The organism is Alsobacter soli, assembly GCF_003004785.1.
Lineage (GTDB): Bacteria > Pseudomonadota > Alphaproteobacteria > Rhizobiales > Beijerinckiaceae > Alsobacter > Alsobacter soli.
This window is the reverse complement of sequence record NZ_PVZS01000014.1, coordinates 35,321-53,428: the sequence shown is the minus strand read 5'-3', so window position 1 is coordinate 53,428 and position 18,108 is coordinate 35,321. Positions and strand designations below refer to the sequence as shown.

At 69.1% G+C, this 18,108-nt stretch carries 20 protein-coding genes; 15 read left to right on the top strand and 5 right to left on the bottom strand.

What is annotated here, in order from left to right; all coding sequences use genetic code 11:
- The first annotated feature begins 73 nt into the window (after nucleotides 1-73).
- The 12 genes from SLNSH_RS25590 to SLNSH_RS14010 all read left to right on the top strand — a co-directional run bounded on the left by SLNSH_RS25590 (nucleotide 74) and on the right by SLNSH_RS14010 (nucleotide 11,733).
- Nucleotides 74-196, top strand: a complete 123-nt coding sequence (locus SLNSH_RS25590; RefSeq protein ID WP_280954475.1) for a hypothetical protein — start codon at nucleotides 74-76, stop codon at nucleotides 194-196.
- Nucleotides 197-254: 58 nt separating this feature from the next.
- Complete coding sequence (locus SLNSH_RS14060; RefSeq protein ID WP_106337645.1) at nucleotides 255-1,181, top strand: dihydrodipicolinate synthase family protein; 927 nt, start codon at nucleotides 255-257, stop codon at nucleotides 1,179-1,181.
- A 169-nt stretch (nucleotides 1,182-1,350) separates the two neighbouring features.
- Nucleotides 1,351-2,583: an NAD(P)/FAD-dependent oxidoreductase gene (locus tag SLNSH_RS14055; RefSeq protein WP_106337644.1), complete on the top strand. Its 1,233-nt coding sequence runs from the start codon at nucleotides 1,351-1,353 to the stop codon at nucleotides 2,581-2,583.
- 193 nt (nucleotides 2,584-2,776) lie between these two features.
- The gene (locus SLNSH_RS14050) at nucleotides 2,777-3,787 is read left to right on the top strand and encodes a 4-hydroxyproline epimerase (RefSeq protein WP_106337643.1); all 1,011 of its coding nucleotides are present in this window, start codon (nucleotides 2,777-2,779) and stop codon (nucleotides 3,785-3,787) included.
- Between the two features lie 289 nt (nucleotides 3,788-4,076).
- A complete protein-coding gene (locus SLNSH_RS14045; RefSeq protein ID WP_106337642.1) occupies nucleotides 4,077-4,991 on the top strand; it encodes a branched-chain amino acid ABC transporter permease in 915 nt (304 codons plus the stop codon).
- Between the two features lie 3 nt (nucleotides 4,992-4,994).
- Nucleotides 4,995-6,560 carry a high-affinity branched-chain amino acid ABC transporter permease LivM gene (gene livM, locus SLNSH_RS14040; protein ID WP_106337641.1) on the top strand — a complete coding sequence of 522 codons (1,566 nt, stop codon included), beginning with the start codon at nucleotides 4,995-4,997 and terminating at the stop codon, nucleotides 6,558-6,560.
- Nucleotides 6,560-7,459 (top strand): ABC transporter ATP-binding protein, encoded by a 900-nt coding sequence (locus tag SLNSH_RS14035; RefSeq protein ID WP_280954474.1) that lies wholly within the window; start codon nucleotides 6,560-6,562, stop codon nucleotides 7,457-7,459. The genes livM and SLNSH_RS14035 overlap by 1 nt, the downstream gene beginning before the upstream one ends.
- On the top strand, nucleotides 7,456-8,223 hold the full coding sequence (locus tag SLNSH_RS14030) for an ABC transporter ATP-binding protein (protein WP_106337640.1): 768 nt from the start codon (nucleotides 7,456-7,458) through the stop codon (nucleotides 8,221-8,223). Before SLNSH_RS14035 ends, SLNSH_RS14030 begins: the two co-directional genes overlap by 4 nt.
- 29 nt (nucleotides 8,224-8,252) lie before the next feature.
- A complete protein-coding gene (locus SLNSH_RS14025; RefSeq protein WP_106337639.1) occupies nucleotides 8,253-8,612 on the top strand; it encodes a DUF6867 family protein in 360 nt (119 codons plus the stop codon).
- Nucleotides 8,613-8,749: 137 nt separating this feature from the next.
- Entirely contained in the window at nucleotides 8,750-9,868 is a 1,119-nt protein-coding gene (locus tag SLNSH_RS14020) for a branched-chain amino acid ABC transporter substrate-binding protein (RefSeq protein ID WP_106337638.1), read from the top strand.
- A 384-nt stretch (nucleotides 9,869-10,252) separates the two neighbouring features.
- Nucleotides 10,253-11,269: a betaine--homocysteine S-methyltransferase gene (gene bmt, locus SLNSH_RS14015; protein WP_106337637.1), complete on the top strand. Its 1,017-nt coding sequence runs from the start codon at nucleotides 10,253-10,255 to the stop codon at nucleotides 11,267-11,269.
- A complete protein-coding gene (locus SLNSH_RS14010) occupies nucleotides 11,266-11,733 on the top strand; it encodes a GNAT family N-acetyltransferase (protein ID WP_106337636.1) in 468 nt (155 codons plus the stop codon). Before bmt ends, SLNSH_RS14010 begins: the two co-directional genes overlap by 4 nt.
- A gap of 1 nt (nucleotide 11,734) precedes the next feature.
- Here SLNSH_RS14010 and SLNSH_RS14005 read toward each other — a convergent pair whose 3' ends face one another.
- Nucleotides 11,735-12,463, bottom strand: coding sequence for a cytochrome c biogenesis CcdA family protein (locus SLNSH_RS14005; RefSeq protein WP_106337635.1), 729 nt, complete (start codon nucleotides 12,461-12,463; stop codon nucleotides 11,735-11,737).
- 140 nt (nucleotides 12,464-12,603) lie between these two features.
- On the opposite strand from SLNSH_RS14005, the gene SLNSH_RS14000 reads away from it, so the two are divergent.
- On the top strand, nucleotides 12,604-12,846 hold the full coding sequence (locus SLNSH_RS14000; RefSeq protein WP_106337634.1) for a hypothetical protein: 243 nt from the start codon (nucleotides 12,604-12,606) through the stop codon (nucleotides 12,844-12,846).
- An 8-nt stretch (nucleotides 12,847-12,854) separates the two neighbouring features.
- On the opposite strand, the gene SLNSH_RS13995 is transcribed toward SLNSH_RS14000, so the two are convergent.
- The 3 genes from SLNSH_RS13995 to SLNSH_RS13985 are packed head-to-tail and all read right to left on the bottom strand — an operon-like array spanning nucleotide 12,855 to nucleotide 14,305.
- Complete coding sequence (locus SLNSH_RS13995; RefSeq protein WP_106337633.1) at nucleotides 12,855-13,130, bottom strand: hypothetical protein; 276 nt, start codon at nucleotides 13,128-13,130, stop codon at nucleotides 12,855-12,857.
- The gene (locus tag SLNSH_RS13990) at nucleotides 13,117-13,677 is read right to left on the bottom strand and encodes a hypothetical protein (RefSeq protein ID WP_106337632.1); all 561 of its coding nucleotides are present in this window, start codon (nucleotides 13,675-13,677) and stop codon (nucleotides 13,117-13,119) included. Before SLNSH_RS13990 ends, SLNSH_RS13995 begins: the two co-directional genes overlap by 14 nt.
- Entirely contained in the window at nucleotides 13,661-14,305 is a 645-nt protein-coding gene (locus tag SLNSH_RS13985) for a GNAT family N-acetyltransferase (RefSeq protein WP_106337631.1), read from the bottom strand. Before SLNSH_RS13985 ends, SLNSH_RS13990 begins: the two co-directional genes overlap by 17 nt.
- A 247-nt stretch (nucleotides 14,306-14,552) precedes the next feature.
- Here SLNSH_RS13985 and SLNSH_RS13980 point away from each other — a divergent pair, with 247 nt between their 5' ends.
- A complete protein-coding gene (locus SLNSH_RS13980) occupies nucleotides 14,553-15,566 on the top strand; it encodes a LysR family transcriptional regulator (protein ID WP_158266760.1) in 1,014 nt (337 codons plus the stop codon).
- A 48-nt stretch (nucleotides 15,567-15,614) separates the two neighbouring features.
- On the top strand, nucleotides 15,615-16,619 hold the full coding sequence (locus SLNSH_RS13975; RefSeq protein ID WP_106337629.1) for a P1 family peptidase: 1,005 nt from the start codon (nucleotides 15,615-15,617) through the stop codon (nucleotides 16,617-16,619).
- A 3-nt stretch (nucleotides 16,620-16,622) separates the two neighbouring features.
- Here the strand turns inward: SLNSH_RS13975 and SLNSH_RS13970 are convergent, their stop codons facing one another.
- Nucleotides 16,623-17,864 (bottom strand): NAD(P)/FAD-dependent oxidoreductase, encoded by a 1,242-nt coding sequence (locus SLNSH_RS13970; protein ID WP_106337628.1) that lies wholly within the window; start codon nucleotides 17,862-17,864, stop codon nucleotides 16,623-16,625.
- Between the last annotated feature and the right edge of the window lie 244 nt (nucleotides 17,865-18,108).

Below are 18,108 nucleotides of genomic sequence, written 5' to 3'. Positions count from 1 at the left end.
CCCCGGGATAAGCCCGGGGATGACGGCGGAAGTCGCAAGCCATGGCCGCTCCCTACACACTGACCTCCCCGTCATGACCGGGCGTGTCCCGGCCATCCACGCCTCCGCCGCCCGCGTGGATCCCCGGGACAAGCCCGGGGATGACAGAGGCAAGGCGCTGGCGCAGGCTGTCTCCGAACTCTCCAACGGCGGTTGACGCCCCTTCAGCTGTGATATATTACAGATATACAAACGGCAGCACAAGGGAGACGGCCATGAGCAAGGGCGCCAACTGGAGTGGGATCTTCCCCGCGGTCACCACCAAGTTCACGGCGGACGACCGGCTCGACGTCGCCGAGATGGAGCGCTGCTTCGCCCTGCAGCTCGACGCGGGCGTGCACGGCCTCATCGTCTGCGGTTCGCTGGGCGAGGCGTCCACGCTGGAGCCGGACGAGAAGATCGAGGTGCTCAAGACCGCCCTGCGCGTCGCCGGCGGCAAGGTCCCGGTGCTGCTCACCGTGGTCGAGGGCTCGACCCGCCGCGCCCAGGCGCTCGCCGAGGCCGGCGCCAAGGCGGGGGCCGAGGGCTTCATGGTCCTGCCCGGCGTGCCCTATAAGTCGGATTCCAGCGAGACCATGGCGCACTACCGCGCCGTCGCGAAGGCCGGTGGCCTGCCGGTGATGATCTACAACAACCCTGTGAGCTACGGCGTCGACATCACGCCCACGATGCTGGGCGAGCTTGCGGCCGATCCGCTGTTTGTGGCGATTAAGGAGTCGTCCGACGACGTGCGCCGCGTCACCCAGATCTTCAACGCCGTGGGCGACCGCTTCCAGGTTTTCACCGGCGTCGACAATCTCGCCCTGGAGAGCCTCGCGGTGGGCGCCGTGGGCTGGGTCGCCGGCCTCGTCTGCGCCTTCCCGGCCGAGACGGTCGCGATCTACGAGCTGGCGCGCCAGGGCCGCATGGCCGAGGCGCTGGCGATCTACCGCTGGTTCCAGCCGCTGCTCGACCTCGACGTGTCGTCCAGGCTCGTCCAGAACATCAAGCTGGTCGAGGCGCTGGTCACCAACTCCAACGACCGCTGCCGCGCCCCGCGCCTGCCGCTCGTCGGCGAGGATCGCGCCCGCGTGGAGGCCATCGTGGAGAAGGCCATGGCCAATCGCCCGAAGCTGCCTGCCGCAAAGCTCGCCGCGGAGTAAGGCGCTCGCCTCACCCCAGCCCTCTCCCGTGCCGGGGAGAGGGGGCGCGACGGCGCCGACCTTTCCTTCTCCCCGGCGCGGGGAGAAGAGCCTGCCCTCGGGCTTGACCCGAGGGTGGCGCGAAGCGCCGGATGAGGGGTCGCCGGCGGCATCGGCCTGGGAAAACACCATGAAGATCACCGTCATCGGAGCCGGGCTCGTCGGCCTCGCCAGCGCCCATGCGCTGGCCGCGGAAGGGCATGACGTCACGGTTCTGGACCGTGAAGGGCCGGCGGCGGGCGCCTCGCAGGGCAACGCCGGCTGGCTCGCCCACACCGACATCGACCCCATCGCCTCGCCCAAGATGCTGCGGCGCGTGCCGCGGTTCCTGCTGGACCCGCTGGGGCCCCTGGCGATCCGACCGAGCTACCTCCTCCCCATCCTGCCCTGGCTGACGCGCCTCATCTGGGCCTCCCGCCCCGACAACCTGGCGCGCTCCGTGGAGGCGCTCGTCTCCCTGCAGCGCCTCGCCATGCCGGCCTGGACGAAGCTCTCGGGCGAGCTCGGCCTCGCTCGCCTCATCCACCGCCGCGGCGGCCTGTTCGTCTTCGATGACGCGGACGCCTTCGCGCGCGCCAAGGGACATTTCCAGAAGCAGCGCGCCTTCGGCGTCGCCTGCGACCTCCTGGACGCCGTCGAGGTGCGCCAGATGGAGCCGGCGCTCTCCGACCGGATCGTGGCCGCAGCCTTTTTCCCCGACGCCGCCCACGTCACAGACCCGCGCGAAGTCACGCAGGCGCTGTTCGACGCGGCCCTGGAGCGCGGCGTGCGGTTCCAGAAGGCGGCGGTCTCCCGCATCGAACCGGGCTCCCCCGTGCGCATCGGCCTCGCGGGCGGCGGATCGCGCACCGCCGACAAGGTGGTGCTGGCCGCAGGCGCCTGGTCGAAGCCGCTCGCGGCCGCCCTGGGCGACGTCGTGCCGCTCGACACCGAGCGCGGCTACAATGTCAGCTTCCCTGGCGTCACCGGCCTGCTCAACCGGCCGGTGTCCTTCGACGGCCAGGGCTTCGTGGCGACGCCGCTGGACAGCGGCCTGCGCATCGGCGGCGCCGTGGAGCTCGGCGGGCTCGAATTGCCGCCCAACCACGCCCGCACCCGCGCCCTCTACGCCAAGGCGACCCGCTACCTGCGCGACCTCCCGGCCTTCGACTCAGGCACGCTCTGGATGGGCTTCCGCCCCTCCATCCCGGATTCACTGCCCGTAATCGGCCGCTCGCGTGCGACGCCGGACGTGCTCTACGCCTTCGGCCACGGGCACTACGGCCTCACCCAGTCCGCCGCCACCGCCGATCTCGTCGCGGCCCTGATCGCCGGCCGCGCCCCCGCCATAGACCTTGCGCGCTTCAGCCCCCAGCGGTTTTGATGTCGACCAGAGACGTCCAGTTTGCGCCGTCATCCCCGGCGGCGCGCAGCGCCGGGAAGGGGATCCAGGGCGGCCGCGCTCACCCCTGGATCCCCTTCGCGACCCGCTTCGCGGGTCGCCGGGGATGACGGCGAACGTCGGCGACAGCGCTTCCTAAACCTGAATCACAAGCTCAAAGCTCAGGACTAACCCTATGGCCACTCACACCTTCTTTTGCGTCGACGGCCACACCTGCGGCAATCCGGTGCGTCTGGTCGCGGGCGGCGGGCCGCGGCTGGAGGGGCGCACCATGGTGGAGAAGCGCGCCCACTTCCTGGCCGAATACGACTGGATCCGCACCGGCCTGATGTTCGAGCCGCGCGGCCACGACATGATGTCGGGCGCGATCCTTTATCCGCCGACGCGCGAGGACTGCGACATCGCTTTCCTGTTCATCGAGACCTCCGGCTGCCTGCCCATGTGCGGGCACGGCACGATCGGCACGGTCACCATGGCGCTGGAGCGCGGGCTGGTGACCCCGCGGGAGCCGGGCGTGCTGCGCATCGACACGCCCGCCGGGCTCGTGGAGGCGCGCTTTGTGCAGAATGGGCAGTATGTGGACAGCGTCCGCATCACCAACGTGCCGTCCTTCCTCCACTCGCGCGAGCTTACCGCGGACGTGGAGGGCCTCGGCGAGATCGTGGCGGACGTGGCCTATGGCGGCAACTTCTACGCCATCATCGAGCCGCAGAAGAACTTCCCCGGCCTGGAGCACGTGAATCCGTCCGACATCCTGCGCTGGAGCCCGAAGGTGCGCGCGGCGTTCCGGGCCAAGTACGACTTCGTCCACCCCGAGAACCCGGCCATCAACGGCCTATCCCACGTGCAATGGACCGGAACCCCGACCAACCCCGAGGCTCACGCCAGGAACGCGGTGTTCTACGGCGACAAGGCCATCGACCGCTCGCCGTGCGGCACCGGCACTTCGGCCCGCATGGCCCAGTGGGCGGCGCTCGGGCGCCTCAAGGTGGGCGACGACTTCGTCCACGAGTCGATCATCGGCACGCTGTTCAAGGGGCGGGTCGAGAAGGCCGTGAAACTGGGCGACTACGACGCCATCGTGCCCTCCATCGAGGGCTGGGCGCGCATGACGGGCTACAACACGATCTTCATCGACGACCGCGACCCGTTGGCGCACGGGTTCCAGGTGAAGGACCGCAGCTGACATGGCAGCCCGGCGCCCGGCGCATGAGGGAGCGGCGACTCGCAGTCTCTTGCGTCAATTCCGCCGCGAGAGGCTGCCGACGGCAAAATCCGCTGCAGGCGGCGCTTGTTTTAGCGCTTTCTGCTTTTTGTCGGGATTGTGACCGCCGATCATTGTCGGCGTGCGGGGGTCTTGCTAAGAGTTTGGTCACGATAAGACCGGGCCCGGGCATGCGCCTTGCTTGCCGGTCCGAGCCGCCCCGACAGCGCCGACAGAGCGAATGGGGCGACAGAGGGGAGTGGCGTTTTACATGGAAGTGTTTCTCCAGCAGCTCATCAACGGGCTGACGCTGGGGTCCATCTATGGCCTGATTGCGATCGGCTACACGATGGTCTTCGGCATCATCGGCATGGTCAACTTCGCCCATGGCGACGTCTTCATGGTGGGCGGCTTCATCGCCCTCATCCTCTTCATGCTCATTACCGCCTGGCTCGGCGTCGCCGTAATCCCGGCGCTGATCCTGGTCCTGGTCTGCGGCATGGCGCTGACGGGCCTCTGGAACTGGACCATCGAGCGGGTCGCCTACCGCCCGCTGCGCGGCTCCTTCCGCCTCGCGCCGCTGATCTCCGCCATCGGCATGTCGATCTTCCTGTCCAACCTCGTGCAGGTGATCCAGGGCCCGCGCAACAAGCCGCTGCCGCCGATGATCCAGGGCACCATCACGGTCATGGGCGAGGGCTCCAACACCGTGGTGCTGGCCTACAAGCAGATCGTCATCATGGTGGTGACGGCGCTGCTGCTGGCCGTGTTCTGGTGGCTGGTGCAGAAGACGCCGCTCGGCCGCGCCCAGCGCGCCTGCGAGCAAGACCGCAAGATGGCCGCCCTCCTCGGCATCGACGTGGACCGCACCATCTCCATCACCTTCGTGATCGGCGCCGCCCTCGCGGCCGTCGCGGGCGTCATGTACCTGATGTACTATGGCGTGGTGAACTTCGCCGACGGCTTCGTCCCGGGCGTGAAGGCCTTCACGGCCGCCGTGCTCGGCGGCATCGGCTCCCTCCCCGGCGCGGTGATCGGCGGCCTGCTCATCGGCCTCATCGAGACCATGTGGTCGGCCTACTTCACCATCGACTACAAGGACGTGGCGGCGTTCTCCATCCTCGCCATCACGCTCATCTTCCTGCCCACGGGCATCCTCGGCCGTCCCGAAGTCGAGAAGGTGTGAGCCATGGCCGCGACCCTTGACGCTTCCGCTCCGGCCCGCCCCGCGGCCGGCGCCCTCCTGACGCGCGCCGTCCGGGAAGGCGGCTTCGCCGCCCTGGTGACGCTGGGCCTCTCCTTCCCCATCCTGGCGCTGCGCACCGAGCAGAACATGGCGAATGAGCTCGTGCTCATTCCCCGCTGGAGCTGGGTGGCGCTGCTGTGCATCGCGGTGTTCATCGCCCGCTTCGTGCAGGTCTTCTTCGTCAACAAGCTCACCAAGACCCTGCTGATCCTGGGCTGCTTCACCTTGCTGGGCGGCCTGGGCCGGGCGGTCAACGCCGCCTTCGACAGCTTCGCCGCGATCGTGTTCTCGGTCGGCGCCCTGCTGCTGGTCCTGGGCCTGCTCTGGGAGCGCCGAGTCGAGACGGCGGGAGTGAGCTCCCCGGTGTCGCCCGCGACCCGGGCCAGGCTCTCCGCCCTCACCCGCTACGCCGGCCCGGTGGCGCTCGGCTTCATCGCCGCCTATCCGATGATCACCCTGGCGCTCGCCGGCCAGGGCGGGTCGATCAAGTGGATCGACAACTTCGGCATCCAGATCCTCATCTACATCATGTTGGGCTGGGGCCTGAACATCGTGGTGGGCCTCGCCGGCCTGCTCGACCTCGGCTACGTCGCGTTCTACGCGGTCGGCGCCTACAGCTACGCCCTGATCGCCACCAAGGTGATCCCGGAGACCTTCCCCGCCCTCGGCGTCTGGGCCTTCTGGGTCTGCCTGCCGATCTCCGGCCTGCTCGCCGCCCTGTGGGGCATCATCCTGGGCTTCCCGGTCCTGCGCCTGCGCGGCGACTACCTCGCCATCGTGACGCTGGCCTTCGGCGAGATCATCCGCCTCGTCCTGATCAACTGGGTGGACTTCTCCAACGGCTACGCCGGCATCTCGACGATCCCGCGGCCGAGCTTCTTCGGCATCCCGTTCACGGCGGCCGACAACGGCTTCGCGGCGGTGTTCGGGCTGGAGTTCAGCCCGATCTACCGAACGATCTTCCTCTATTACGTGATCTTCGCGCTCGCGCTGCTCACCGCCTACGTCACCCTGCGGTTGCGCCGCCTCCCTGTGGGGCGCGCCTGGGAGGCGCTGCGCGAGGACGAGATCGCCTGCCGGTCGCTCGGCATCAACACCACGAACACCAAGCTCACCGCCTTCGCGCTCGGCGCCATGTTCGGCGGCTTCGCGGGCTGCTTCTTCGCCGCCCGCCAGGGCTTCATCTCGCCGGAGAGCTTCACCTTCATCGAGTCCGCCCAGGTGCTCGCCATCGTGGTGCTCGGCGGCGCCGGCAGCCTTGTCGGCGTGGTGATCTCCTCCATCGCGCTCGTCGGCGGCTTCGAGATCCTGCGCGAGCTTGATTTCCTGAAGCAGGTCTTCGGCGAGAACTTCGACCCCACCCAGTACCGCACCCTGCTGTTCGGCCTGGCCATGGTCCTGATCATGCTGTGGAAGCCGCGCGGCCTGGTGTCCACCCGAGAGCCCACCGCCTTCCTGAAGGAGCGCAAGAGCGTGTCGAGTTCGCTCATGAAGGAGGGCCACGGCTGATGTCCTCCATGGCTTCCTCCACCCCGGCGGTCGCGCAGGCGCCCCTGCTGAAGGTCGACCACCTCACCATGCGCTTCGGCGGCCTGGTGGCGATCAACGACCTCAGCTTCGAGGCCCGCCGCGCCGAGATCACCGCCCTGATCGGCCCCAACGGGGCCGGCAAGACCACCGTGTTCAACTGCATCACGGGGTTCTACAAGCCGACCGAGGGCATGATCACCCTCACCCACCCGGATGGGTCCAGCTTCCTGCTGGAGCGCCTGGCCGACTTCCGGATCAACTGGAAGGCCAAGGTCGCCCGCACCTTCCAGAACATCCGGCTGTTCCAGGGCATGACGGTGCTGGAGAACCTCCTGGTGGCGCAGCACAACCCGCTCATGCTGGCCTCCGGCATGACCGTGCTCGGGGTGCTCGGCATCGGCGGCTACAAGGCGAAGGAAAGGGAGGCGATCGAACGCGCCAAGTATTGGCTCGACAAGATCGACCTCACCGACCGCGCAGACGACGCCGCCGGCGAACTGCCCTATGGCGACCAGCGCCGGCTGGAGATCGCCCGCGCCATGTGCACGGACCCTGTCCTGCTGTGCCTGGACGAGCCCGCCGCGGGCCTGAACCCGCGCGAGAGCCTCGAGCTGAACGCGCTGCTGCAGTCCATCCGCAAGGACCACGGGGCCGCCGTGCTGCTCATCGAGCACGACATGTCCGTGGTGATGCAGATCTCCGACCACGTCGTGGTGCTCGACTATGGCACGAAGATCGCGGACGGCACCCCCAAGGAGGTCCAGAGCGATCCCAAGGTCATCGCCGCTTACCTGGGCGTCGAGGACGAGGAGGTCGAGGAGGTCGAGGCCGAGGTCGAGACCGTGGTTGAACAGGTCGAGGCGGAGCAGAACCCATGAGCGTGCGCGTCACCGAAGCCCCGGCCCCGGTCGTGGGCGCCGGCCAGCCGCTGCTCTCCGTCCGCGGCGTCAAGACCTACTACGGCAACATCATCGCCCTGAAGGGCGTCGACCTGGACGTCAACCAGGGCGAGATCGTCACGCTGATCGGCGCCAACGGCGCCGGCAAGTCGACGCTGATGATGACCATCTTCGGCTCGCCGAGGGCCCGCGAGGGCCGCATCACCTTCGCCGGGACGGACATCACCCAGCTGCCGACCCACGAGATCGCCAGGTTGCGCATCTCCCAGTCGCCCGAGGGCCGACGCGTGTTCCCGCGCATGACGGTCTACGAGAACCTGCAGATGGGCGCGGCGATCAACGACTTCGCCCATTTCGACGAGGACGTGGAGCGCATGTTCGCGCTCTTCCCGCGCCTGAAGGAGCGCATCGGCCAGCGCGGGGGCACGCTTTCGGGCGGCGAGCAGCAGATGCTGGCCATCGCCCGCGCCCTGATGGCGCGCCCGAAGCTGCTGCTTCTGGACGAGCCGTCGCTCGGCCTCGCCCCGCTGATCGTGAAGCAGATCTTCGACGCCATTCGCGAGCTCAACCGCAAGGAGGGCCTGACGGTCTTCCTGGTGGAGCAGAACGCCTACCATGCGCTGAAGCTCGCCCATCGGGGCTATGTCATGGTCAACGGCGTCATCACCATGTCGGGCGGGGGACGCGAGCTCCTGGCGGATCCCCAGGTCCGCGCCGCCTATCTCGAAGGCGGCCACCACTAACCGCCGCGCACCCAGTTTCGAGGATACCCATGCAAGGCCTCCTCCACGAAGAATCCTCGATCGGCGTCTTCATTCTCGTGTCGATCGTGATGGGCGGCGCCGCCGCCTGGGCGTCGGGCAAGTCCCTCGCCCAGACCTGGCGCCCGGCCTGGATGCTGATCCCTGCGATGCTCGTCCTGGGCTTCGGGGTCCGCTTCATTCACTTCGCGCTGTTCGAGGGCACGCTGCTCTCGCCCTACTACTATCTCGTCGACATCGTGATCCTGCTCGTCGCTGGCGGGCTGGGCTACCGCTACAAGCGCGCCCAGCAGATGACCACCCAGTACCGCTGGCTTTACGAGAAGACCGGACCTTTCTCATGGCGCGAGCGCTCCGGCGCAACCGTCTGAAGTCGCAGCCTAAAGCCCGCCTCAACCTTTGCTTTTCGGATGACTCCTTCCGGAAAAGGCGCAATGATCGCGCGATCCAGTGAGGAGCTGTCCGGGAAACCGGGTCCCACGGGACCATCGACCAGAGGGGAAGTTCAATGAAGAAACTGCTGATGACCGGCATCGCTTTCGGCGCGATGCTGGCTCTGTCGGGCGTCGCGAACGCCGACATGAAGATCGGCGTCGCCGGTCCGATCACCGGCCCGAACGCCGCCTTCGGCGCCCAGCTGAAGAACGGCGCCGAGCAGGCTGTCGAGGACATCAACGCCAAGGGCGGCGTGTTGGGTCAGAAGCTGGTTCTGTCGACGGGCGACGACGTGTCCGACCCCAAGCAGGGCGTCTCCGTGGCGAACAAGTTCGTCGGCGACGGCGTCAAGTTCGTGGTCGGCCACTTCAACTCCGGCGTGACCAACCCGGCCTCGGACGTCTACGCCGAGAACGGCATGTTGATGGTCACCCCGGCCGCCACCAACCCGAAGATCACCGAGAAGGGCCTCTGGAACGTCTTCCGCACCTGCGGCCGTGACGACCAGCAGGGCGCGGTGGCCGCCGAGTACATCGTCAAGAACCTGAAGGGCAAGAAGGTCGCCGTCGTCCACGACAAGACGACCTACGGCCAGGGTCTCGCCGACGAAACCAAGAAGGCCATGAACAAGGCCGGCGTGAAGGAAGTCCTCTACGAGGGCGTCAACACGGGCGAGAAGGACTACTCGGCCCTCGTCTCCAAGATCAAGTCCTCGGGCGCCGAGGTGGTCTACTGGGGCGGCCTGCACACCGAGGGTGGCCTCATCGTGCGCCAGATGCGCGACCAGGGCGTGAACGCGGTCCTGATGTCGGGCGACGGCATCACCTCCGACGAGTTCGCCACGATCGGCGGCCCGGGCGTCGAGGGCACCCTGATGACCTTCCCGCCGGACCCGCGCAACCGCCCGGAGGCCAAGGACGTCGTCAAGAAGTTCGAGGCGAAGAAGTTCAACCCCGAGGCGTACACGCTCTACAGCTACGCCGCGGTGCAGATCATGGCCCAGGCCGCCGAGCAGGCGAAGTCTCTCGACCCCAAGAAGGTCGCCGAGGTGATGCACTCCGGCAAGCCGTTCAAGACCGTGATCGGCGACATCGCCTACGACAAGAAGGGTGACATCACCCGTCCGGACTACACCATGTATGTCTGGAAAAAGCAGGGCGACGGCAAGATCAGCTACGTCGAGATGAAGTAAGATCGGCCTCCAAGCTGACCGGAAGGGCGCCCCTCGCGGGCGCCCTTTTCGTTGGGCGGAGCCCCGAATACCCAGCCGTCTTTGCGAGCGAAGCGAAGCAATCCAGAGCTGCGCCGCAAGCGCGCTGGATTGCTTCGTCGCTTCGCTCCTCGCAATGACGGCGACATGGCGGACTGCGCCCTCCGTCATTGCGAGCGAAGCGAAGCAATCCAGGGTCGCGGCGGCACGTCCCTGAACCAAGGGGAGGGCCATCGGCCGCCCGGACAGGGGCTGGCCCTGCCGAGCGTTCCTCAAATCACCCGAATTGTCCGGTTTGTAAAACGTCGGTCCGGTGCTATGGGTGGCTGGCCGCGCGTGCAGCGCAGCAACCATGAAGGCCCGTCCATGTCCGACCTGCTGTCCAGCCTCCTCGCCGAACGCCGCACGCTCCTGGCCGACGGCGCCACCGGCACGAACTATTTCGAGATGGGGCTGATGTCGGGCGAGGCTCCCGAGAGCTGGCTCACCGAGAGCCCCGGGAAGGTGGCCGACCTGCACCGACGCTTCGTCGAGGCGGGCTCGGACATCATCCTCACCAACAGCTTCGGCGCGAACCGCTTCCGCCTGAAGCTGCACGGCCTGGAGAATCAGGCCGCCGAGCTCAACCGGATCGCAGCCGCCATCGCCAGGGAAGTCGCCGATGGGGCCGGGCGCCCGGTCGTCGTCGCCGGCTCCATGGGCCCGACCGGCGAGTTGTTCGAGCCGCTTGGCGCGCTCACCATGGCCAGCGCCGTGGCGGCCTTCGCCGAGCAGGCCCGCGGCCTGAAGGCGGGCGGAGCGGACGTGGCCTGGATCGAGACCATGTCGGCGCCCGAGGAGCTCGAGGCCGCCGCCCGCGGCGCCATCGAGGCCGACCTCCCCTACGTGTTCACGGCGAGCTTCGACACGGCCGGCCGCACCATGATGGGCATGACGCCCGAGAGCCTGGCAGCCCTGGCCCAGACTTTGCCGCGCAAGCCGATCGCCTACGGGGCGAACTGCGGCGTCGGCCCCGGCGACCTCGTCGCCTCGGTGCTTGCCATGAGCGGCGCCGCGCCCGGCGACGTGCTCGTCGCCAAGGGCAATTGCGGCATCCCGGTGCTGCACGGCGACCATGTGCATTACGGCGGCACGCCTGAGTTGATGGCCGAATACGCCCGCCTCGCGGTGGCCTCGGGCGCCCGCATCGTCGGCGGCTGTTGCGGCACCTCCCCGGCCCACATCGCCGCCATGCGGCAGGCCCTGGACAGCCTGAGCCCGGCCGAGCGTCCGAGCCTGGACGCCGTCGAGGCGACGCTCGGCCCCATCACCCGGCCCAAGGCCGCGGCGGGCCGGGCCCGCTCAGGCAGGCGCGGCCGCGACGCGGAAGCGACGGGCGCGTGAGCGAAGGGGCCTCGATCGCCTTCCGCCCCGCGGAGGCGTCCGATCTGCCGGCCATCGTCGCCCTGCTGGCGCGCGACCCGCTCGGGGCCTCGCGCGAGAAGCCGGGACTGCCCCTCGACCGGCGCTACGACGACGCTTTCGCGGCGATCCAGCGCGACCACAACCAGTTGCTTGCGGTGGTGACGGATGGGGATCAGGTCGTCGGCTGCCTGCAGATCAGCTTCATCCCCGGCCTGTCCCGTCTCGGGCTCTGGCGGGGGCAGATCGAGAGCGTCCGCATCGCCGCCTCGCACCGTGGCGGCGGGCTTGGCCGGCGGATGATCGAATGGGCGGTCGACCAGTGCCGCGCACGCGGCTGCGGCCTCGTGCAGCTCACCTCCGACAAGACGCGCGCGGACGCGCTCCGCTTTTACGCGCAGCTCGGCTTCAAGGCGAGCCACGAAGGCCTGAAGCTGGAGCTTTGAGCTAGCCCAGCCGACCCAGGGCCGGGAAGGTCTCGAGCAGCCAGAACGAGATCTCCGTGAACGAGCCCGTCAGGAAGGCGAGGCCGGTCACGATCAGCAGCGCGCCCATGGCCTTCTCCACCAGGCCCATGCGCTTGCGAAAGCGGCGCATGAATCCGGTGAACTGCTCCAGTCCGAACGCCGCGAGCAGGAACGGGATGCCGAGCCCGGCCGAGTAGAAGGCCAGCAGCGTCGCCCCGCGCGCCGCCGTGTCCTCCGAACCCGCCACGGCCAGGATGGACGCCAGGATCGGCCCGATGCAGGGCGTCCAGCCGAACGCGAAGGCGAGCCCCATCACGTAGGCGCCCCAGAGCCCGATGGGCTTCTCCACCTTGAGCCGCGCCTCGCGGTACAACATCGCGAAGCGGAACACGCCGACGAAGTGCAGTCCCATCAAGATGATGGCGACGCCCGCCACGATCGACAGCGCCTGGGCGTATTGCCGGATGACCTGGCCCAGCACCGACGCGGTCGCGCCCATCAGCACGAACACGGTCGCGAAGCCCAGCACGAAGAGCGAGGCCGCCAGCATCACGTCCCGACGGGCCGCTCGCTCGCCCTCCTCCGCCAGCTCCTCGATGGTCGTGCCGGCCAGGAAGCAGAGATAGGGCGGGACCAGCGGCAGCACGCAGGGGCTGAGGAAGCTGAGCAGGCCGGCGAAGACGGCGGCCGGAAGCGAGACGTCGGTCATGCGCTCTCGTACCCCCATCCGCCGCCGCGGCCAAGACGAGGGCTGTTCCCGATGTCGGGAGGAGTGGGCCGCGCCGAGGCAACCGGGCGGGTCCGCCGCCGTTATGTCAGGGACTTCGCCATCCTCAGAAGGGAAATTCCATGCGCCTCTCCGTTCCGGTTCTCGCCGTCGCCCTCGGCCTCGCGGTCGCCGGCGCCTCCGCCGGCGCCGCCCAGGCCGGGTGCATCTCCGGCGCCGTGGTCGGCGGCATCGCCGGCCACATGGCCGGCCACGGCAAGCTCGGGGCCGCAGCAGGCTGCGCCGTGGGCCACCACAAGGCCAAGAAGGAGAAGCAGCAGCAGCGCCAGCAGCAGCAGGCCCCGTCCGGCCAGCCCCAGGGCTGAACCAGCCCCTAGACCGGGCCGCCATCCCCGCCTTCAGCGCAGACCAGCGGCTCGAGGCCGCTGGGCAGCGCGAGGTCCGGGCCCATGCCGGCCCTGGGCGGAGCGGTGCGCTCCTGCAGGGGCGTCAGCTCTCCCAGCCGCTCTGAAACGGCGATCAGCGCCTCGATCAGCAGCGCCTGGATCGGCTCTTCGCCCCAGGCCCAGGCGATCTTCTGGGCCTCGACGCAGTGATGTGCGATCCGCCGCAGCGCATCGGATTCCTTCAGGTCTTCAAAGCTCGACATTCCAAGTTCCCTTCAGAGCGGAATTGCCCGCGCCGCCGCCCGTGGCGTCCGCAGGGGCGGCCTCGTCCCGGTTCCGGCCTGCGCGGGGCGGGACCGCCAGCCAGCTCCCCGCGATCCCGATCACGATGTGCCCGCGCCGCGCGCCCTCCCGGATGGTGTGCGCAAGGCACCCCACCGGCCCCATGCCGACCACCAGCAGCACCGGGGCGGCGACGGCCGCGAGGAAGCGCCCGAAAGCCTCGCAGGCGTAGAACGAGGGCTCCGCGTATTCGCAGACCAGCTCGTCGATCCGTGGCCGGAGCGCATCCGCGCAGAAGGCGGCCCGCCCCGGCCCCGCCCTGTGGCGCATATGGGCCACGGTCAGCGGTTCGGAACGCGCCCAGCGCAAGAGGGCCGCGAGCCGGTCCCGGCTTGGGCCGGGCTCCCACGGCTGCGGCAGCAGCCCCATGTCGGCGCTGGCCAGCGCCAGGATGGGCGTGCGCCCCGCGAAGCGCGCCAGCAGGGCGCGCCCCTCGGACCGGGCCTGCTCCTCAAGCCGCGCGGACATCGTGCAGGGGGCTCGTCACGCCCCTGACGCTCGACCGGTCGAGGACGCCCGGCAGGTCCCATTCGCCCTCCGGGCGGATGATCACGTAGGGATCCGTCTCGAGCGTCACGGCGCTCGGATGGACCTCCGTCTCGAGCAGCATCTCGGTGTAGCTGAAGTCGCTGAACGAGAGCGGCCGCGAGCGCGGCAGCGGCCGGGCGCCGAAGCGCTTCCAGAACGGCACCAGCCGGTCCTGCGCGTGGCCGTAGATCCGGCGGTAGCCCTTGCGCCGGCATAGCTCGATCCCCGCCCGCACCAGCTCGAAGGCCACGGTGGACTTGCGGTATTGGGCCCGCACCGCCAGGCGCTCCAGCTTGGCGAAGTCGGCGAAGAAGCGCGCCCGCAGGCAGGCGATGGGCTCCCCGTCCAGGGACGCGATCAGGTGGGCGCCGCACAGGTCGTTGCCGTCGAACTCCTCGTCATAGGGGCAATCCTGCTCGGCCATGTAGACCGAGGACCGGATGGACACGACATGCATCATGTCCGCCATGGTGCGGGCGATGCGGATGGAGGTCTCGGGCGCATTGCCACCGGGCCGGCGCCCGCCGGCCTCCCGCTCGCTGCGCCCGCGAAGGCCAAGTGCTGACATCGTGAGTTCACCTTCTCCTGGACCGACACCGCCCGGGCGGCGCCCGGCCGGGTGACCACGGTGAAGCAACAGCGCAGGTCGCCCCAAAATCAGAACGCAAAGCAACTCAGGATTGTGGGCTTTTCCGGCGACGTTGCTTTATCGTCTCGAGATCCGCTGGTCAGGCGCAAGATTAGGGACTCCCGGGGCGCGGCGTATGCAACCAATCACGCATCGGGGCGATCCAAAAACGGATCGCCCCACAGTCATGGGCCTGGAAAACGTCTCCTGGGACGACCTCCGCATTTTCGTGGTCGCGGCACGGTCGCAGAGCTTCAGAAAGGCCGCCGCTGCGGTGAAGACGAGCTCCTCCACGGTCATTCGCCATATTGAGCGGCTCGAACGTCGCCTTGGCGTCAGCCTGTTCGACCGGCTGCCGGAGGGGGTGCGCCTCACGCGCGAAGGGGCCGGCGTGCTCGACGTGGCGAACCGCATGGAGCAGGCGACCATCGGCCTGCGCCGGCACATCGACCGCAGCCCCACCGTGCGAGGCATCGTGCGCTGCGCGGTCACGGAGGGCCTCGGCACCTTCTGGATGATGCCCAGGCTCAGCGAGTTCGCGCGCACCAACCCCTACACGCTGGTGGACCTGCGCTGCACCATGAACCCCAGCGACGTGCTCAGGCTGGAGTCGGACGTGGCCGTGCAACTGGTCCGGCCGCAGGCGCCGGACCTCAAGGTGATCAAGCTCGGGCGCCTGCACGCCTATCCGTTCGCCGCCCAGAGCTACCTGGACATCTACGGCGCCCCCCGAACCCGGGAGGAACTGGCCCAGCATCGCCTCGTGGACCAGGTCAGCCCGCAGGTGCCGGAAGGGCTGCTCGCCAGCCTCCTGGGCCTGCGCAGCATCGAGGGCATCGTGGCGCTGCGCACGAACCTGAGCTCGTCGCACTTCTACGCGGTCGAGTCGGGGGTGGGCATCGGCTTCCTGCCGACCTACGCGATCCCGCTCGGCGCCCGCATCGTGCCACTCGACGTGGGCGTCTGCGAGCCGGTCGACATCTGGCTCACCTTTCACCCCGACATCCAGCACGTCCCGCGCGTGCGCCTGTTCATCGATTGGCTGCGGTCCATCTTCGATCCGGCGCGCTTTCCCTGGTTCTCGGACGACTTCATCCATCCCAACGACCTGCGCAGCTGGTCCCTGAGCCGTCCTGAGCGGGCCGTGCCGCCCTTCGACGGCGCCCTGGCGCATCCCCACGAGGCCGAGCTCTGGAGCTGAGCCGAAGCCGCGCTTGCGCGCCCTTCGCCCCGCTCCCATGATCGGCCCATGAAGAACCTGATCACCGACGTGCCGGGCGTCCTGGTCGGCAACGCCGATTCCGCCGCGCACGCCACCGGCGTCACCGTCGTGCTGTTCAACACGCCCGCCGCCGCGAGCGTGTCCATTCTCGGCGGCGGCCCGGGCGTGCGCGACACCGCGCTGCTCGACCCCGAGATGACCGTGGAGGCCGTGGACGCCCTGGTGCTGTCGGGCGGATCCGCCTTCGGCCTCGACGCGGCCGGCGGCGTGCAGGCGGTCCTGGTCGAACGTGGCCGCGGCTTCCGCATCCGCGACCTGACGGTCCCGATCGTCCCCCAGGCGATCCTGTTCGACCTCGCCAACGGGGGCGACAAGCATTGGGGCCGCAAGCCGCCCTATTTCGACCTGGGCATGGCGGCCGTCGAAGCCGCAGCTCCCGATTTCGCGCTCGGAACGGCAGGCGCCGGCTTCGGGGCCACCACGGCCACGCTCAAGGGCGGGCTAGGCTCGGCCAGCACGGTGACGCCTTCGGGGTTCACGGTCGGCGCTGTGGTGGCCGTCAACGCGGTGGGGAGCGTCACGATCGGCGACGGACCGCAGTTCTGGGCCGCGCCCTACGAGCAGGAGGGCGAGTATGGCGGCCTTGGCCAGCCTGTGCGTGTGCCGAAGGAAGCGCTCCGGCCGCGCCTGAAGGGCGGCGTCGGCGAGAACACGACGATCGCCGTGGTCGCCTGCGACGCGGCGCTGACGAAGGCGCAGTGCAGGCGCATCGCCAACGCCGCCCATGATGGCCTGGCCCGCAGCATCCGGCCTTCGCACACGCCGCTCGACGGCGACCTCGTCTTCGCCGCTGCGACCGGCCGCAGGCCGTTGCCGGAGCCCGTCTACGCCCTGAACGAGATCGCCGTGGCGGCGGCGGACTGCCTGGCCCGGGCCGTGGCGCGCGGCGTCTACGAGGCCCGCGCCCTGCCCTTCCCCGGCGCCCTTCCGGCCTGGAAGGACCGGTTCGGGCGCATCATGGTGACACCCTGAGGCTCAGTGGAACCGCTCGGCCCGGTAGGGCTCCGGGTTGGTGAACGGCGTTTCGCCCGTGATCATCTCGCTGAGCAACCGGCCGGAGACGGCCGACAGCGTCAGCCCGTGGTGGGCATGGCCGAAATCGAACCACAGCCCCTGGTGACGCGGCGCCGGGCCGACGATGGGCAGCATGTCCGGCGTGCAGGGCCGCGAGCCCATCCAGGGATGCGCGTCCACCGGTTCGCCCAGCGGGAACAGGCGCCGCGCCCGCGGCTCGGTGCGGCCGATCTGCACCGGCGAGGGCGGCGCGTCTCGGTCGGCGAACTCCGCCCCGGTCGTCAGCCGGATGCCGCGGTCCATGGGCGCGAGCACGTAACCGTTGTCGGCGTCCAGCAGGGTGTGGTTCAGCACGGCGTTGCCGGCGGGCTTGTAGTGCATGTGGTAGCCGCGCTTCACCGCGAGCGGCAGGCTGTAGCCCAGCGGCTTGAAGACGAGGTCCGACCACGGCCCCAGGGCCACGACCACGTCGCGCGCATGCACGGCCCCGGCCTCGGTCTTCACCGTCCAGCCGGCGCCATTCTGCTGAAGGGTGCGGGCGTCGCCCGTCATCAGCGCCCCGCCGCGCTTCTCCAGAAGGTGCAGGTAGGACCGGGACAGGGTGGCCGGATCGGAAATGCAAACCGGGTCCTTGAAGTGAATGCCCCCATAGGCCCGCTCCTGCAGGTGCGGCTCCTTCGCCTTCAGGCCCGCCTCGTCCAGGAACTCCACCGAGAGTCCGAAAGGCGCGAGCTTCTTGGCGTCCTCGGCGGCCGCCTTGTACTTGGCCTCGCCGCGGAACATCTTGATCCAGCCGGTCCGACGCAGCAGGTGCTCCGCCCCGGCGGCCTCCACCAGCGGCTCGTGCTCGGCGACGCAGCGCTCGATCAGCGGCAGCGCGCCGCGCATCGCCCGCATGTGACCGGCGGGCGAGGAGTTCCACCAGTAGCGGGCTAGCCAGGGCGCCATCTTGGGCAGGAAAGACAGGTGGTAATAGGCCTCGGGCGTATAGTTGAGTCCGTAGCGGATCAGGTCCGTCAGCTTGCGCGGAAAGGCGTAGGGGAAGATCGACGCCCGCTCGATGATGCCGGCGTTGCCGAAGCTCGTGCCCTCGCCCGCGCCGGCGCGGTCGATGACGGCCACCGAGCGGCCCTTCTCCTGAAGCTTCAGGGCGGCGGCAAGACCCACGATCCCCGCGCCCAACACAACCACGTCGCGCTGCATTGCTCTTTCTGACGCCCCATGCTCGATTGATGGAGAGTTAGGGTCGCGAGCCGGCCCGTCACTCCCCGCGTTGAACGACGTCCCATCAAGGATCGCGCCGCCCGCCCCACGACAGAATTAGAGCCCGATTGCGCGAAGGTGCTGCATCTTTGGACCCGATCACGCGCATGTAGCGCAATTTTGCAGCGCCGACCAAATACCGCGCCGCACATTCTTCACCTTTGTTCCAGAGCCGCCTCGCCCC

What these genes read in the sequence shown, in the direction of transcription:
- SLNSH_RS14005 (WP_106337635.1), bottom strand. Translation starts at nt 12,463, where the DNA reads ATGACCGACGTCTCGCTTCCGGCCGCCGTCTTCGCCGGCCTGCTCAGC.
- SLNSH_RS13980 (WP_158266760.1), top strand. Translation starts at nt 14,553, where the DNA reads ATGGGCCTGGAAAACGTCTCCTGGGACGACCTCCGCATTTTCGTGGTC.
- bmt (WP_106337637.1), top strand. Translation starts at nt 10,253, where the DNA reads ATGTCCGACCTGCTGTCCAGCCTCCTCGCCGAACGCCGCACGCTCCTG.
- SLNSH_RS14050 (WP_106337643.1), top strand. Translation starts at nt 2,777, where the DNA reads ATGGCCACTCACACCTTCTTTTGCGTCGACGGCCACACCTGCGGCAAT.
- SLNSH_RS13970 (WP_106337628.1), bottom strand. Translation starts at nt 17,864, where the DNA reads ATGCAGCGCGACGTGGTTGTGTTGGGCGCGGGGATCGTGGGTCTTGCC.
- livM (WP_106337641.1), top strand. Translation starts at nt 4,995, where the DNA reads ATGGCCGCGACCCTTGACGCTTCCGCTCCGGCCCGCCCCGCGGCCGGC.
- SLNSH_RS14030 (WP_106337640.1), top strand. Translation starts at nt 7,456, where the DNA reads ATGAGCGTGCGCGTCACCGAAGCCCCGGCCCCGGTCGTGGGCGCCGGC.
- SLNSH_RS14060 (WP_106337645.1), top strand. Translation starts at nt 255, where the DNA reads ATGAGCAAGGGCGCCAACTGGAGTGGGATCTTCCCCGCGGTCACCACC.
- SLNSH_RS13975 (WP_106337629.1), top strand. Translation starts at nt 15,615, where the DNA reads ATGAAGAACCTGATCACCGACGTGCCGGGCGTCCTGGTCGGCAACGCC.
- SLNSH_RS14020 (WP_106337638.1), top strand. Translation starts at nt 8,750, where the DNA reads ATGAAGAAACTGCTGATGACCGGCATCGCTTTCGGCGCGATGCTGGCT.
- SLNSH_RS14055 (WP_106337644.1), top strand. Translation starts at nt 1,351, where the DNA reads ATGAAGATCACCGTCATCGGAGCCGGGCTCGTCGGCCTCGCCAGCGCC.
- SLNSH_RS14045 (WP_106337642.1), top strand. Translation starts at nt 4,077, where the DNA reads ATGGAAGTGTTTCTCCAGCAGCTCATCAACGGGCTGACGCTGGGGTCC.
- SLNSH_RS13990 (WP_106337632.1), bottom strand. Translation starts at nt 13,677, where the DNA reads ATGTCCGCGCGGCTTGAGGAGCAGGCCCGGTCCGAGGGGCGCGCCCTG.
- SLNSH_RS14035 (WP_280954474.1), top strand. Translation starts at nt 6,560, where the DNA reads ATGTCCTCCATGGCTTCCTCCACCCCGGCGGTCGCGCAGGCGCCCCTG.
- SLNSH_RS25590 (WP_280954475.1), top strand. Translation starts at nt 74, where the DNA reads ATGACCGGGCGTGTCCCGGCCATCCACGCCTCCGCCGCCCGCGTGGAT.
- SLNSH_RS13995 (WP_106337633.1), bottom strand. Translation starts at nt 13,130, where the DNA reads ATGTCGAGCTTTGAAGACCTGAAGGAATCCGATGCGCTGCGGCGGATC.
- SLNSH_RS14025 (WP_106337639.1), top strand. Translation starts at nt 8,253, where the DNA reads ATGCAAGGCCTCCTCCACGAAGAATCCTCGATCGGCGTCTTCATTCTC.
- SLNSH_RS13985 (WP_106337631.1), bottom strand. Translation starts at nt 14,305, where the DNA reads ATGTCAGCACTTGGCCTTCGCGGGCGCAGCGAGCGGGAGGCCGGCGGG.
- SLNSH_RS14000 (WP_106337634.1), top strand. Translation starts at nt 12,604, where the DNA reads ATGCGCCTCTCCGTTCCGGTTCTCGCCGTCGCCCTCGGCCTCGCGGTC.